General features: G+C 41.6%; 16 protein-coding genes. 12 read left to right on the top strand and 4 right to left on the bottom strand.

The genetic code is table 11. The features are described from left to right. Positions 1–42: 42 nt before the first annotated feature. Positions 43–1,479 (bottom strand): amidohydrolase, encoded by a 1,437-nt coding sequence (locus tag DPF91_RS07675; RefSeq protein WP_117233837.1) that lies wholly within the window; start codon positions 1,477–1,479, stop codon positions 43–45. Positions 1,480–1,706: 227 nt separating this feature from the next. On the opposite strand from DPF91_RS07675, the gene DPF91_RS07680 reads away from it, so the two are divergent. Then, a complete protein-coding gene (locus DPF91_RS07680; RefSeq protein WP_420855580.1) occupies positions 1,707–2,330 on the top strand; it encodes a 3'-5' exonuclease in 624 nt (207 codons plus the stop codon). On the opposite strand, the gene DPF91_RS07685 is transcribed toward DPF91_RS07680, so the two are convergent. The 3 genes from DPF91_RS07685 to DPF91_RS07700 form a co-directional block, all read right to left on the bottom strand. Next, the gene (locus DPF91_RS07685; RefSeq protein WP_117233838.1) at positions 2,327–3,352 is read right to left on the bottom strand and encodes a methionine synthase; all 1,026 of its coding nucleotides are present in this window, start codon (positions 3,350–3,352) and stop codon (positions 2,327–2,329) included. The two genes, DPF91_RS07680 and DPF91_RS07685, sit on opposite strands and share 4 nt — an antisense overlap. A 29-nt stretch (positions 3,353–3,381) precedes the next feature. Next, complete coding sequence (locus DPF91_RS07690; RefSeq protein ID WP_117233839.1) at positions 3,382–4,368, bottom strand: DUF1852 domain-containing protein; 987 nt, start codon at positions 4,366–4,368, stop codon at positions 3,382–3,384. 251 nt (positions 4,369–4,619) lie between these two features. Further along, positions 4,620–4,874, bottom strand: coding sequence for a MarR family winged helix-turn-helix transcriptional regulator (locus DPF91_RS07700; RefSeq protein WP_241033780.1), 255 nt, complete (start codon positions 4,872–4,874; stop codon positions 4,620–4,622). A gap of 145 nt (positions 4,875–5,019) precedes the next feature. Here DPF91_RS07700 and DPF91_RS07705 point away from each other — a divergent pair, with 145 nt between their 5' ends. The 11 genes from DPF91_RS07705 (at position 5,020) to DPF91_RS07750 (ending at position 14,429) form a co-directional block, all read left to right on the top strand. Then, a complete protein-coding gene (locus DPF91_RS07705; RefSeq protein ID WP_241033796.1) occupies positions 5,020–5,292 on the top strand; it encodes a DUF3861 domain-containing protein in 273 nt (90 codons plus the stop codon). Positions 5,293–5,415: 123 nt separating this feature from the next. Further along, positions 5,416–5,628: a TIGR02450 family Trp-rich protein gene (locus DPF91_RS07710; protein ID WP_117233842.1), complete on the top strand. Its 213-nt coding sequence runs from the start codon at positions 5,416–5,418 to the stop codon at positions 5,626–5,628. A gap of 115 nt (positions 5,629–5,743) precedes the next feature. Next, on the top strand, positions 5,744–6,589 hold the full coding sequence (locus DPF91_RS07715) for an SDR family oxidoreductase (protein WP_117233843.1): 846 nt from the start codon (positions 5,744–5,746) through the stop codon (positions 6,587–6,589). A gap of 33 nt (positions 6,590–6,622) precedes the next feature. Next, positions 6,623–7,006 (top strand): nuclear transport factor 2 family protein, encoded by a 384-nt coding sequence (locus DPF91_RS07720; protein WP_117233844.1) that lies wholly within the window; start codon positions 6,623–6,625, stop codon positions 7,004–7,006. Between the two features lie 797 nt (positions 7,007–7,803). Beyond that, positions 7,804–7,974, top strand: a complete 171-nt coding sequence (locus DPF91_RS22035) for a hypothetical protein (RefSeq protein WP_164684075.1) — start codon at positions 7,804–7,806, stop codon at positions 7,972–7,974. A gap of 218 nt (positions 7,975–8,192) precedes the next feature. After that, positions 8,193–9,707 carry a hypothetical protein gene (locus DPF91_RS07725; RefSeq protein WP_117233845.1) on the top strand — a complete coding sequence of 505 codons (1,515 nt, stop codon included), beginning with the start codon at positions 8,193–8,195 and terminating at the stop codon, positions 9,705–9,707. Positions 9,708–9,780: 73 nt separating this feature from the next. Then, a complete protein-coding gene (locus DPF91_RS07730; RefSeq protein ID WP_117233846.1) occupies positions 9,781–10,137 on the top strand; it encodes a hypothetical protein in 357 nt (118 codons plus the stop codon). A 131-nt stretch (positions 10,138–10,268) separates the two neighbouring features. Further along, positions 10,269–10,589, top strand: a complete 321-nt coding sequence (locus tag DPF91_RS07735; protein WP_123766754.1) for a hypothetical protein — start codon at positions 10,269–10,271, stop codon at positions 10,587–10,589. A 431-nt stretch (positions 10,590–11,020) separates the two neighbouring features. Next, entirely contained in the window at positions 11,021–12,391 is a 1,371-nt protein-coding gene (locus DPF91_RS07740; RefSeq protein ID WP_117233848.1) for a COG3014 family protein, read from the top strand. Between the two features lie 14 nt (positions 12,392–12,405). Then, the gene (gene lpoB, locus DPF91_RS07745) at positions 12,406–13,002 is read left to right on the top strand and encodes a penicillin-binding protein activator LpoB (RefSeq protein ID WP_117233849.1); all 597 of its coding nucleotides are present in this window, start codon (positions 12,406–12,408) and stop codon (positions 13,000–13,002) included. Next, positions 13,002–14,429 carry a DUF6844 domain-containing protein gene (locus DPF91_RS07750; RefSeq protein WP_123766755.1) on the top strand — a complete coding sequence of 476 codons (1,428 nt, stop codon included), beginning with the start codon at positions 13,002–13,004 and terminating at the stop codon, positions 14,427–14,429. Before lpoB ends, DPF91_RS07750 begins: the two co-directional genes overlap by 1 nt. Positions 14,430–14,435 lie beyond the last annotated feature (6 nt).

Below are 14,435 nucleotides of genomic sequence, written 5' to 3' on the forward strand. Positions count from 1 at the left end.
GCTTACAGAATTCTTTTCAGGGTCATTTTGTATGTGGAGACTTTAATCCATTAAACTTTTCGATTTAATTGCTTTCTTCGCTAATTCTTTAGCAAATTCAGCAATGTCAGCCTCAAATGCGTCAACACTTTCACGGATTTCATCGAGTTTCACTGTCTGCATTTCGCGATTCAACATCACAATTTCACCGTTGACGATGGTTGTGTCTATATTGCTTGGATTGGCTTGATACACTAAGGTCGCGTATGGGTCATAGCTTGGAAGCATGTTGGCTGATTGTGTTTCAACAATAACGATATCCGCTTTCTTACCAACCTCTAGAGAGCCAACACTGTCCTCCATATGTAGAGCCTTTGCGCCACCAAGAGTTGCCATTTCAATCACTTGCTCTGGGATCATGATGGTGCGGTCTGAGTGTTTCAAACGTTGCATGTTTGCTGCATAGCTTAATGTTCTCATGATATCGACTTGGTTAGAGCTCATCGGTCCATCTGTCCCAATGCCGATACGCATGCCTGCACGATACATTTCCCAGGCAGGAGCAATACCCGTTGCACCTTTTGCGTTTGCCATTGGGTTGTATGAGATGCCTGCATCTGCTTCTTTAACAAGCTTGATGTCGTTTTCTGATAGGTGGATAGCGTGTGCAAGGACTACGCGTTCATCAAGAACGCCGATCTCAGACATGTACTCCACTGGTGAGGTTGCTTTGGTTTCGTCTTTGATGCGCTTTTCTTCGTTAGGAAATTCAGCAACATGAATCAGCACTGGCACATCGTACTTTGCAGATAATTTATTGATTTCTTGGAGCTTGTCTTTGCTAACGGTGTAGACGGCGTGTGGTGCATAAGCTGGGGTGATAAGCTGATCGTTTTGGTACTCCTCAATGAAGCCTTTCGCGTATTCAATACCGCCATAAGGTTCTTTCGCATCGACGACTGGAAACTTAATCACTGTTTCCCCCAAGACGGCTCGAAGTCCTACTTCTTTTGTTGCTTTGGCCATTTCATCCATGTGGTAATACATGTCGGCGTAAGTCGTAACACCACTTTGTGCTAGCTCAATGCTGCCCAGTTTTGTAGCGTTGTAGATCAGCTCTCGGCTTAACTTTTCTGCTTCTAGTGGAAAAAAATATGCAAATAGACGGTTAGATATGCCTTCTTCGCCTAAACCACGGAATGCGATCATTGGAAGGTGGTTGTGAGCATTGACCATACCCGGCATCACAATGCCATCATTAGCGTCGATGATCATTTCTGCACTGTATTGAGTAAGAAGCTCTTCACCGCCAACCGCGATAATTTTATCGTTCTCAACCACGACAACACCATCTTTGATGACTTCCATATCTGAATTAATAGTAAGAACTTGACCATTACTGATGATCAAATCTGCATTGTGTGTATCTGTACCAGCTGTTGTGATACAACCTGCCAACAGCGATGTGCTAATTGCGCATGCCAAACTTTTAAGCGTCATTGCTAAACCTTTATATTTCTTCGTTTTTATGTAACGCAAAGGTTTGCGTCACCGGATGGTATTCTATCTTGGTTTATATAGATAAATCGATAGGAACCGTGCTATTCATTTGTTGTTGAGATGAAAACCTCGTCTTGATTTATCAACTTGAGGTTCTGATGGGAATTTGGCGAACGGTTGAGTAAAATACGCGCTTTGCTTTATTTAACTCAATACTGGAACTCAACGTGTCTATTTCCCCATTTGCTCATACCGTTACAATTCTCGACTTCGAAACGACAGGCTTATCCCCAAATCAAGGCGATCGTGCAATTGAAATCGGTGCAGTGAAGCTAGAAAATGGCCACATTGTTGATCGTTTTCAACGCTTGATGACACCAGGTTTTCGCGTGAGTAGCTTCATAGAAAGCTATACAGGCATTACCAATAATATGCTTAGAGAGGCGGATGATTGCGCGGTGGTGATGAATGAGTTTGCTGACTTTATACAGGGGAGTAATTTAGTCGCTCACAACGCATCGTTTGATAAGAAATTTCTCGACGCTGAATTAGAGGCTATTGGTCGCAGTTACGATGGTGAGTTTGCTTGTACTTTATTGAATTCTCGACGTATTTCTCAGCAGGCAACTTCGCATAAGCTTGGTGACCTCGTGAGATACCATCAGATTGATAATGATGGGGTATTTCACCGAGCGTTAGCTGATGCGGAAATGACAGCAAAGTTATGGTTGATCCAGCTTGATATCTTAAACTATGAGTATGGTATTGCATTGCCGCGTTTTTCACTGTTGCAAAGGATTGGTAAAACACCGAAAGCATCTGTGGCTAAGATGCTTTCGGAAGTCAGCTAAGTGAGTTCGCTTCGAACGATTTCTGCGCCCGCACTTAACGCACTTAACTTCGCTTCGGCAATGTGGCGAGGTAGGGGAGCCATGCCGCAATTGGTGCAAGGGTAGAGATTCTCGGCATCGACAAACTCTAGAGCGTTGCGAAGTGTCTCAGCAACCTCTTCGGCTGTTTCGATTTCGTGGGTAGCCACATCAATTGCACCTACCATGACCTTCTTACCACGGACCAACTCCAGCAGTTCGACAGGAACACGAGAGTTATGACATTCGAGTGAAATGATGTCGATGTTCGATTTTTGCAGCTTTGGAAAGACTTCTTCGTACTGTCGCCATTCAGAACCGAGAGTTTTCTTCCAATCGGTGTTCGCCTTGATTCCATAGCCGTAACAGATATGAACCGCTGTTTCGCATTTCAGCCCTTCGATGGCACGTTCTAGAGCTGCGATACCCCAGTCGTTCACTTCATCAAAGAACACATTAAATGCAGGCTCATCAAATTGGATAATATCGACGCCCGCGGCTTCTAACTCTTTTGCTTCTTGATTAAGAATCTTAGCGAATTCCCATGCCAGTTGTTCACGGCTTTTGTAGTGATCATCAAACAATGTATCGATCATCGTCATAGGACCAGGGAGTGCCCATTTGATCGGTTTATCCGTTTGTTTACGTAGGAACTTTGCGTCCTCTACAAACACCGGTTTTTGACGACTGACAGGACCAACAACCGTTGGCACACTTGCATCGTAGCGGTCACGGATTTTTACCGTTTGACGCTTCTCAAAATCCACGCCGTCAAGGTGTTCAATAAAGGTCGTGACAAAGTGCTGACGAGTTTGTTCGCCATCGCTAACGATATCAATACCCGCACGTTGCTGCTCTTGCAGAGAGACGCGCAGTGCATCATGTTTGCCTTCAACAAGCGCTTGGTCTTGCAGTTTCCATGGTGACCATAGTGTTTCTGGTTCAGCTAACCATACCGGTTTTGGTAGGCTGCCAGCGGTAGAAGTTGGTAAAAGTGTTTTCATGTTGTGTAACCTTAGATTCAGTAAATTGATTAAGCGCCGTTTGTAGACCAGTTTGCAGACCAGTTCTCTAAGATGGTCTGATATGGCTTGATAAAGTGCTCTTCGGCAAATTTACCTTGCTCAACCGCAAGCTTGCTGCGTTCCTCTCGGTCGTAAACGATCTTGGTCAATGAGTGATCAAGGTTTTTTATGTTTGGTTGGTAGCGTTTTCCTGCTACTGCATTCGCGTTGTAGATCTCAGGGCGATAGATTTTTTGGAATGTCTCCATCGTGCTGATCGTACTGATTAATTCAAGGCTCGTGTAATCATTGAGCAGATCACCAAAGAAGTAGAAGGCGAGTGGAGCAACGCTGTTTGGTGGCATGAAGTAACGTACTTGAAGCCCCATTTTTTGGAAGTATTGCTCTGTGAGTGAAGATTGGTTTGGCGTGTATTCCACCCCTAAAACAGGGTGATGGTTATCGGTTTGTTGATAGACTTTACTGTCTGAAACGCTCAAACAAATAACCGGAGGCTTACTGAAGTTTTCTTTATAAGTGTTTGAATTAATAAAGTGCTTAAATAGCTTTCCGTGCAAGTCACCAAAATCTTCCGGAATAGAGAAGGTATCCTGATCTTTATTATGTTCTAGAAGACGAACACTGAAGTCATAATCACGAACGTAAGAAGAAAAGTTATTACCCACAATACCTTCAATACGCTTGTTGGTTTGGTGATCAATGATGTTTGTTTTTAAAACTTCGATGGAAGGGAAGGATTCTCCGCCTGCTTCAACATCCATATCAACCGATACGATTTCCAGTTCAACAGAGTAACGATCACACTTTGGGTTATCCCAATTTGCCAGTGCATTGAAGCTGTTATCAATCATCTGAAGGGCGTTGCGCAGGTTGGCTTGGCGACTTTCGCCACGAGCGAGGTTGGCAAAGTTCGTGGTGATGCGAGTGCTGTCTGACGGAAGGTAGTTCTCGTCGAGGCTAATGCTTTTTATTGTAAAGTTAAATTCTGTATTCATTGCCGTGATATCCATTTCTTATTGTAAGAACCAAATTCTTTTTGCTGACTTTATCGATTTGGTGTTTGATGTAGTTTTTATACATTTCTACAACAAAGATAAAAAATGGATTTGTTTCACATTCAACATGAGGAACATTCATGGTTTCAAATTGAGAGTGAAATTTTTAGTTGAGATGTCGGTGCTCAGAATGCTTGTGATGCCAGTAAAAATTCGGAGAATTAATCTATATTAATTCTCCGCTAGGTTCCTCAATTATTGAGGTTGCGCGCCATTTTTATCGCGACCTGTTCGAATATTTCCAAGTCGGCAGGATCAATACCATCTTTCATTTTCTCAAACATCACGGAATCAACGTTCGTTAGCTTAGCGATAATCTCCTCGCCACTCTTTGTCATCCGCAAACATTGGCTGCGCTTATCTTCTGGGCTTGGCTCTTTTACGATCAGTTCTTGTTTAATTAAACTGCTGAGCAGGCGAGTAACCTGAGCTTTGTCTCTATCCAAAAAGTTTGCAATACAATGACAATTAAACCGAAGGTCGAAAAGTTCCTTAAGAGCTAACCACCTAAACACGACAAGACACTAACACTCATAAATTTTTAAGGTAGTAGATATGATCCCGAAGATTCGCAAAGACAAGCAATAGCGCATCATTGTTGAAGAAGTTGGCGTAGATGCACCCAAAACACTAGAGTTTGATTACCAAGACCGTGAAGATCTCTTCAACGTTGTTGAGAACTTAAAGAAAGGCAGTGGGTTAGAGCCAGAAACAGCAACCAAAGTTGCTGTGGCACTGCGCCTATTGGGACCTGTAATGATGAAAGATCGTAAGCATCCACTATTTGTTGATTTCATGCCGCATTTCAAGAAATTCATGCAGAACTTGAAGTCAACAGTAAAGCAGGCTGCTAAAAGCGCCTAATGTGTTGGGTTGAGTGGTTTCATCATTTTTGACTGGTTAGGTTCGCTTGACCACCTAGTCTACTTTGATCGATTTATTTAATTTCAGACTATATATAACATCAACCGCTTAGAGGAGTGTTAGATGAATCGCATCAATCCTAAAAAGTTACTGCATAGCAAATGGACTGCCGTGATGCCAATAGATAGGGAAAAGCACTTCATTGTTACGGACATAGATTTTGAGGAGGACATTTGCGTTTTTTGCATGATTGAGGCCGTAATGTCGAAGCGTCCACGAGAGATTGATTGGAAGGAGCTTAAAGATGCTTCGAAGTGGAAGATGGGTTGGAAGTAACAAAGATTTTTATAATCGGCTATTCATAGATTTGTGTGAATAGCCGTTTTTTGTCATTAAGTCATGGTTTGGCTTACGCTTATTTAGTTGCGTCGATATAGATGGAGAATGGAATATGAAAATCGCTGTTACTGCAGCAAGTGGACAGCTCGGTGCTGCAATTGTAGAAGCTGTCATTGAGCACACATCAAAAGAGAGTGTTATTGCACTAGCAAGAACACCAGAGAAAGCTTCTCATTTGGGTGTTGAGGTCAGACAGGGAGATTACAACGACATTGTCCAACTTGAACAGTCTCTGCAAGGTGTCGATTCACTATTGATTGTTTCGGGTATGGACGCTCCAGAAAAGCGGATCGGGCAGCATCGCAATGTGATTAATGCCGCAAAGCGAGCTGGTGTTAAGAAACTTGTTTATACCAGTGTTCAAGGTGCTGAAGAGGGCACCGCATTCTCACCAGTAATTCAGAGTAACCGTCAAACCGAGCAGGATATCCGTGAGAGCGGTCTCGATTGGGTGATTGGTCGAAATGGCATTTATATAGAGCCAGATATTGAATACATCGATAGCTACAAAAAGCTCGGTGGCGTTTTTAACTGTGCTGAAGACGGTAAATGTGGTTACACCACAAGATCGGAGTTGGGTTACGCCTATGCTCGTATGCTGACGGAAGACAAGCACAACGGTGAAATGTATAACCTTCATGGTGAAGCAATAACGCAAGCCCAATTAACGGAATACATGAACGTCGCATTTGGGACCGATCTTGTCTTCAAATCCATGAGTGTGGAAGAGTACAAACAAGATCGTATTGCAGAGCTCGGTGACTTCATCGGTACGGTTATCGCAGGCATCTATCAAGGGATTCGGGAAGGTAAGTCTGATAACCCAAGTCACTATGCTCAAGCTGCGGGTCGAGAACATGTTTCGTGGCAGGACTATTTTTCTAGTCTAAAGTCATAGTCAATACTAAGACGCAAGATGTAAGGAGTACGAATGAGTCAAGATATTCAAGCGAACAAGAAAAACGCCATTGCATTTTACGACATGGCTTATCGCGGAAAGCCTCGTGAAGCCGTCGAGAAATACGTAGGGGGTGAGTACATTCAGCATAATCCATTAGTGGGAAATGGGCCTGAGCCTTTTATTGAGTACTTTGAACGTATGCAATCGGAGTACCCAGAAAAGGACATTGAGTTTGTGCGAGCGATTGGGGAGGGGAATTTAGTTGCGCTTCATACTCACCAAACATGGCCTGATAATATTGAGTATGTGACGATGGATTTCTTCCGCTTTGATGACGAAGGAAAAATTGTAGAGCATTGGGATGCTCTACAAGAAATCCCTGAGGGAACCAAAAACGGAAATACAATGTATTGATGACGTAATGACTTAAAAAAGTCCAATGAACGCTTCCAACGTGAAACTCTTCGGCCATTGGACTTTTTACTCTGGATCCAATATTGGCTAAATATTTCGAGTTATCTAAAAATTTTTTCTAACCTTTTAAAGGTTAGTCAACGAGCATCTGTTTTCTCTAGTCTTGTAATTATAAATTCCCTAAATCTATACCTATAGATTTTCTCTACGCCTGCAATTATTTCTCCTTGTTATCATATTAATATTAACCATATTATTTGTTTTTTGATATCAAATGATGTTATTTTTATCGCTGATATTAAATGGTTTATCGATCAATTAGTTGTATATCATACATTCTTTTAATTGCATTGGCTTTCTGTATTGGTTAATTGATTGGATTAGTGATTGATTTTAATTATATGTTTAATTATTAATATATTAATTTATTACACTATTTTGTTGCTTTGATTTAATTTATTCATTTTAAAAGAAATATGTAGACTGTTTATTCTAAATTGTTCTAATATTTCCGTCCGGTAATTAATGGAATGCTATTTTAGTTAGTGCGAATAGGGAAATATAAATGAAACAAACTGCGATTATTATCGGTCTGACGTTGTTTATTGCCGGCTGTGCAGCAAACAATCATAGAAATAATCTCTAAGAATTTGATAGGTCAATTACTCGTGGTGATTATTTAAGCGCCTCTGAATTTTCATTAAAAGAATCACTCACTACCTTCAACTTTAGGGCTTGAATCATCCCGTAGTATCGAGGGTGTCGCATTTGATGAAGACTATGAGCAAAACAATTACATGTTTGTTATAGGTCGTGATACTGCGGCTTATGCTGCACGTTATGAGCTGGACTACCAAGGTTTTTATGCTTTAACACATTTTGGTATTGGTATAGCTCACCTCGATTTCTCAGATAAAGCCAAAACTCAAGCCAGAGATGGCGATGACCGCAAGATCTTTGGTGACTAAACGCTCGCGTTATCAGGTACTTCAACGTTTTTAACCGGTTTAGCGACTATAAGGTTATTAAAACAAACAAGAACGCTAAAGCAGCCAATTGCTTATTTATAGTCAAACAATTACCTCATTACTTATCACAGCAGTGTAGAGGTTACTTTTGTTAACGATAGTCCACCTCTGAGGTGATGCTGAACAAACTTAATAAAACACAAAGGAACACATTACATATGGAACTTAAGCGACTCAAAGCCACCTCGCTGATTGGGTGCGGGACATTATTACTTCTAACAGGATGTGGTGACGCTACTAACGCAGAACTTGCTTCTAATAACTTCAAAGATGTCGACCACTCCAAAACTGTCGTATATCGTCTTGATGCTAAAGAAGGTACCATTCTTGACTACCAAGTGACTAGTAATCTTAGACTACTTGGAAACAATGGGTTCTTAACCAGAACATCGGACGACCTATCATACCCTGACAAGTTAATATCTCGAATAGAAGACCACAAAGCGTCACTTAACGACGCAAGTGAGACCATTCCTCAAGAAATCTTTGACCTATATATTGAAGATCTTACTAAAACGCAGGAAGACCTAGAAAAACGCAAAGATTTTTATGCCTCTCTGTATGGTCAAGAAGGGCTACTTGCTAAGCATATCGAATCTACATACACCGAAGAATTTGATTCAGTTAAAACAGCGGAAGACAAAATTGCTGAACGCAATGCCTTCGTACAAAAAGAGCAAGATACACTTAACGCAGCAATTGAAGGGAAAAAGAAAGCACAGGACGACCTGAAAGCCCTCAACGATAACTTGAAGGCGTCGATTGCTGAGTTCATCGTAAACAACGATATTGCTTACAATGCTAGTCGTGTAAGTACCATGTGGAGTGCACGATTCTACAGTCCTGACAATAAAGATGCTTGTGTAAATGGAAGGCAATCATGGTCATCGTACGAATGGAACGAAGAACATAAGGTCTGTTACCGCTCTACTGAATCAGACAATAATGGATTAGATTCGTCCACGATAGAAAGCTTAACGAGCGAGCAATCAAAAGAGCTCGATGCGATCGTGAATAGCAAACGTTCGCAAGCGATCGAGCTTATTGTAATGCAGGGCAAATACCTACTTGATGAAAAAGCCTCAGAGAAAGCCTTAGACAATCGAAATATCATAGCCACGAACCGCTTTGGGACAGATTATGACTTAAAACGTAATCTCTCAAATGCTCAGCGAGAAGTACAGAATAAAACCAAGCGTGTGTATTCATTCACTAATGGTGTGTCAGAATCAAGAAACCGCAGTATTCGTATGGCTCAATCAGTCTATGTTGATGCACTAAGAGACACTCATGGTGTACCAAAAGAGGTTTCACTGTCTCAGTTTAATAATGAAAATGCCGCTAAAACGGTTGCTGCGCTCCTACTCGATTCACAGGCAAAAATGGTTGAGGTTGAGGTAAACAAGAAGGGTCGCTTAGAGTTGGTACAAGATAATCCATTTGACCAGCTCTACATTAAATTCGATAGAGGTCACGGAGCAGAATATGCGCGCTTGAGCCCTCGTAATCATCCAGATAATCAAGATGAATCCATGTTGTACATACATCGCGGCAGTGAAGGTAAGAGCTTTGAATCTGTACTACTTAAGCAGGCTGGAAACCTCAATGTAAGTTTTCATCAGGGCTCTCATAAATCACTCGATTCATTCTTAAAGAACTTCTACAGCTACTAGTTGGACATGTTGGTGGGTATGAATACTCTACCCACCTTCAGTCAAACCAAACAACACAATGGATATACACAAAATGAAATTACTAAAAATCTTCGCACTCGCTTTTGCACTTGTACTTGCTGGCTGTGGCGGCCACGGTTATGAAGGCACCTACAAAGCAACCGTTGATATGTCTACTGGCATGGCCGGTTTTGATAAAATGCTATTTGGAGGCAACGACACAACCTCTACAACCACAATGATTTTGAAAAAGAACTCAATCCAGATGGAAGATGATGTCTTCAAAATCAAAAACTCGAAAGTAGAGAATAAAGGTAATGGAGAGTTTTTAGTCCTGGAGCTCGAAGGTGAAACGGTTCAATTTGAAATCGTATATGATGAGCTTCACCTGCATCAGTACCCAATCACTTTAAGATACATTAAAGCGTAAAGCTAGTCGGTGATGGCAGCTTGCATGGCTTCCATCACCTTCCCACAACACCCTTTCCCTCACAGAAATTAGCCCACTATTCAGAATTACGAAACCGTGCTTACACTTTTCTGCGCCAAAAACTGAGGATTGTGCACACTTTTCTGCGCGATAAGTACCCTGTTGAGGTTGGATTCCAAATGGCAAAATGCGGATGGGGAAGCCTCTGTGGCAAAGCGAAAGTCACCCTCCAAGCAGCGCACTATAAAGCACTCGGTAATCCAAGCAATGTGACATACCACGATTATCGCAATAACACTCCTAACCACACTATCGCCGTTACAGCTAACTTTGTGTATGACTCAGACAACAACGAATGGTGGTTTGAGAAAACAAGTGGGATCGCAGATGCTGTTAGCGGGTTTCGTTACACCTTCAGCAAACTCTGCATCTTTAGGTGGCGCAATCGGTGATAGAATCTGTTCTCGCTGTTCTTATATTTATAAATACCCTCAATCCATATCTATATGAATAGCTTTTTCTATGTAACTGCTACTATTGTTATTTCTTATTATACTAGTAATAACAATGTTACTTTCCTTTGTGATCTTAAATATTGTTATTTTTATAATTGATGTAAGTTTAGTTATTGATCTGCCTGATAAATATCATTCATTATTTTAATTGTATTAGCTTGCTCTATTGGCTAATTTATTGGCTGACTAATTATTTCTAATTATGTTTTTAGTTGTTTATATACTAATTTATTGCCGTATTTATATGTTTTAATTTAATTTATTCATTTTGAAATAAAATAGTAGACTGTTTATTCTAAATTGTTCTAATATTTCCATCCGGTAGTTAATGGAATGCTATTTTAGTTAGTGCGAATAGGGAAATATAAATGAAACAAACTGCGATTATTATCGGTCTGACGTTGTTTATTGCCGGCTGTGCAGCAAGCAATCATAGAAATAATCTCAAAGAATTTGATAGGTCAGTTACTCGTGGTGATTATTTAAGCGCCTCTGAATTTTCATTAAAAGAATCAGGCTTTACAACAGGTCAACCAAAGACGAACGACCTATTGTGGGGGTTACAAGCTGGGGTGACTCAAACGTATTTGGGGAACTTTGAACTTTCCACGGAAATATTGGATAGCACAGAGGAGCTATTAAGTCGTCAAGATACTCAGAATGGGTTAAAAAATGTTAGTGATGTCATTAACGCAACATTGATAAATGATGCAGTCACTGACTATACACCGACTTATTATGATCGCGTTTTCTTAAATACAACCAAAGCTTGGAACTTTTTAGCACAGAACGATTATGCGAACGCTAGAGTTGAACTGAACCGAGCCGAAGAACGCCAGCGCATGGCTGTCGTGCATTTTGAAAAGCAAATAGCTGAACAACAAGATTTATACAAAGAGTCAGAACTCACACAATACGTTCAAAAAAGTGTCGAATCCGATGAGACTAATATGGCCTTGCAAAGAGCGGGATTTCAGATGGGACGCTGGCAACCATATGAGGGCTATATTAACCCTTTCACCACCTATACTTATGGGTTGAACTATCTTATCAATGGAAATTCAAAATCTGATTTTGACCAAGCGGTAGATGCATTTGAACGTGTTTACCAAATCACTGGCTCACAAATGGTTGAGCGTGATCTTGAGTTAGCAAAAAGATTATCTGGTGGTGATTTGTCTGCTCGAGATAATAAGGTATGGGTTGTTTTCTCTAATGGTCAATCGATGATCAAGGAAGAACGCAGAATTGATATTCCTATGTTCTTGTTTAGTGATCGTGTCAGTTATACAGGTATTGCGTTGCCAAGATTAAAAGAACGTGGTGTCGCATATTCTTCTATTACAGCAAATGGCCAACAGACAGAAACTGTAGCGGACATGGATCGGATCATTGCCTCTGAGTTTGATAAAGACTTTCCAATTATCTTAACCCACGAAATGATTCGTGCAGCGACCAAAGTCGCCGCTCAGATGATGCTAGATGAGTACAACGAATGGGCAGGGTTAGGTGCGGCTTTGTTTGCTGCGGCAACGACATCAGCTGATATTCGTAGCTTTAGTGCTCTTCCAAGTCAGTTTCAAACTGCTCAGTTAGAAAGGGACGGAAACACCGTCAATTTGGATTTGGGTTCATACAGCAAGGTGATTGAGCTTGACCCTAACTCTAATCAACACATCTTGTTTGTGAAAGCAGCAACTGACCAAACAACACCTCTTGTTAAAGTTATCAATCTATAAGGGAATACAACATTATGAATAAGATCCTTGCGACATTCGCGTTATCTACGACAATCGTTTTAGTGGGTTGTTCGACTCCAACAGCCTATATCGACGCCACAGACCGAACTTCGAATATCAGTGCAGGTTTGTCATATGCTGATTTCTATGCGGCAAGTGATGCTTTGGTTAGTGACCTATTAATTGCTCCTGGCTTCGATCGTCCGGATGGTTCTCGAAACATCATTTATGTTGGTGCGATTGAAAACGATACGATGCAACGTATCGACACTGACCAGCTTACCCGCGGATTACGAGTCAAGATGTTGCGCTCTGGTAAGTTTGCTATGACGACTGCTTTTGGTGAAGATGACTCGACACGTAACTTCCGTGACCTTGTCGACTCTGGCATGGTAGACCAATCGACAGTGAATAGTGGCGCAACCGTTATTGCTCCTGATTTCAGCCTAACTGGAAAAATCGTACAGCGAAACAATACCGTAAACCGTGGTGATACACGCATTGATTACTATTTCCAACTTTCATTGACAGATCTTAAAACCGGGATCGCATATTGGGAAGGTGAAGAAGTTGTAGGAAAGATTGCTGATGGAAACACGGTAACATGGTAATGAACAGTAAAATAAACTCGGTCTTTAATAAGGTTACTTTGTCCATATTGCTTATTGGTGGTGTTTCAAGTCACGCATTGGCCAGTGATTCAGTAGGTGTGGCAGAAAAGGTTGAAAACTCCACTCAATCAGCTGATCAAATTGTCACTAACGTGCGTGAGCCTATTGATGAAGTTGAGGGAAATATTACTCGTTTTATTTCAGCTCAGCAGCAGCAGCTCACAAGAGCAAACTTAGCCAATCAGTTTAAATTCTACTCTGGTGTAGCCATGATTCCAGTCACGCAGGACAACGCTGAGTGGGCAGTCTATCGTGGACTGGCATTAAATGAAGCGGTGGCAAAAGCGCGCGAGGAATACTTAACGACTCTAAATCGAGATTTTGCGACAGAGACGGTACAAGAGTTCTTTAGGGTTCGAGGTTTAGAAGAACCTAGTGCAAGCGATTTCCAATCACCGACCAAATTTGGTCAGCTGATGGACAAAGCAATAGCACTGGTTGACGGTGCAATGATGTCTCAACTGGATGATATGGGAATTCCTTCAGCTGAATTCCGATCAGCACCGCCACAAAAACAGCAAAACTTGATGAGAGATTACTTCGAAACTCGTACGATCTCACGTGCTTACGGTGATCTATCAGGTCTGTTTGTGACTAAAACCTTCGAATCATATGATAGTAGTGGTCGAGGAACCGTCGGTGTTGTGATGGTGCTTTCGAATACGCGCAGAGACCACGTTGTTGATTTGATTGAATCTGAAGGACAAGTTAAACCGACTCCTGAACGAGCTGATGCTCGCTATGCGAATGTAAGTCAAGCTATTGCAAATGAACCTAATAAGTTCCTGAATAAAGGCGTTCATCTTCGCTACGATGAGAAAGGCTACCCTATGCTCGTCGCGTATGGACAAGCTGGCGTTCCTTACTCTGCAGATCCAGATGAACGCTATTATGAACGTCGCGCAGCAAGTGAGTTTGCTGAATCTGATGCCTGGAGTGCGCTGGCAGCGTCTTACAATCTAAGTGGCGACTATGCCAAGCAAGATATTCAAGCCAAAGTACGCTCCCAAGATAGAACAACAACGTTAGTTGGCCCTGGTACTACATCAACGAGTACAACATCGGTACAAAATAATATTCGCACCATGGTTGAGAATAGTTCGAGTATGACCGCATCGTTGAAAGGATTGACTGGTGTGAGTGTTGAGCATAAATGGCGTGAGCAACACCCTACAACTGGACAAGAGGTGTCTGGTGTCGTTTTAGTGTGGCATCCAACGAAAGTTCGAGAGTCTATAGCGCTACAGCGAGGTGTACATGAATCTGAAGTGCATAGACAAACTCAAGCGGTTGATGCCCCTTCTACAACCGAAGGCGCCTCAGAGAGCTTTGAATCGGAATCGTTCTTCAATTTTGCTGATTTTTAATTGGGA

The sequence above is a fragment of the Vibrio maerlii genome, assembly GCF_003415655.1.
Lineage (GTDB): Bacteria > Pseudomonadota > Gammaproteobacteria > Enterobacterales > Vibrionaceae > Vibrio > Vibrio maerlii.

Bases quoted from the DNA above. Each gene is read 5' to 3' on its own strand.
- DPF91_RS07690 (WP_117233839.1), bottom strand. From the start codon at position 4,368: ATGAATACAGAATTTAACTTTACAATAAAAAGCATTAGCCTCGACGAG.
- DPF91_RS07750 (WP_123766755.1), top strand. From the start codon at position 13,002: ATGAACAGTAAAATAAACTCGGTCTTTAATAAGGTTACTTTGTCCATA.
- DPF91_RS07710 (WP_117233842.1), top strand. From the start codon at position 5,416: ATGAATCGCATCAATCCTAAAAAGTTACTGCATAGCAAATGGACTGCC.
- lpoB (WP_117233849.1), top strand. From the start codon at position 12,406: ATGAATAAGATCCTTGCGACATTCGCGTTATCTACGACAATCGTTTTA.
- DPF91_RS07740 (WP_117233848.1), top strand. From the start codon at position 11,021: ATGAAACAAACTGCGATTATTATCGGTCTGACGTTGTTTATTGCCGGC.
- DPF91_RS07725 (WP_117233845.1), top strand. From the start codon at position 8,193: ATGGAACTTAAGCGACTCAAAGCCACCTCGCTGATTGGGTGCGGGACA.
- DPF91_RS07730 (WP_117233846.1), top strand. From the start codon at position 9,781: ATGAAATTACTAAAAATCTTCGCACTCGCTTTTGCACTTGTACTTGCT.
- DPF91_RS07720 (WP_117233844.1), top strand. From the start codon at position 6,623: ATGAGTCAAGATATTCAAGCGAACAAGAAAAACGCCATTGCATTTTAC.
- DPF91_RS07715 (WP_117233843.1), top strand. From the start codon at position 5,744: ATGAAAATCGCTGTTACTGCAGCAAGTGGACAGCTCGGTGCTGCAATT.
- DPF91_RS07685 (WP_117233838.1), bottom strand. From the start codon at position 3,352: ATGAAAACACTTTTACCAACTTCTACCGCTGGCAGCCTACCAAAACCG.
- DPF91_RS07675 (WP_117233837.1), bottom strand. From the start codon at position 1,479: ATGACGCTTAAAAGTTTGGCATGCGCAATTAGCACATCGCTGTTGGCA.
- DPF91_RS22035 (WP_164684075.1), top strand. From the start codon at position 7,804: ATGTTTGTTATAGGTCGTGATACTGCGGCTTATGCTGCACGTTATGAG.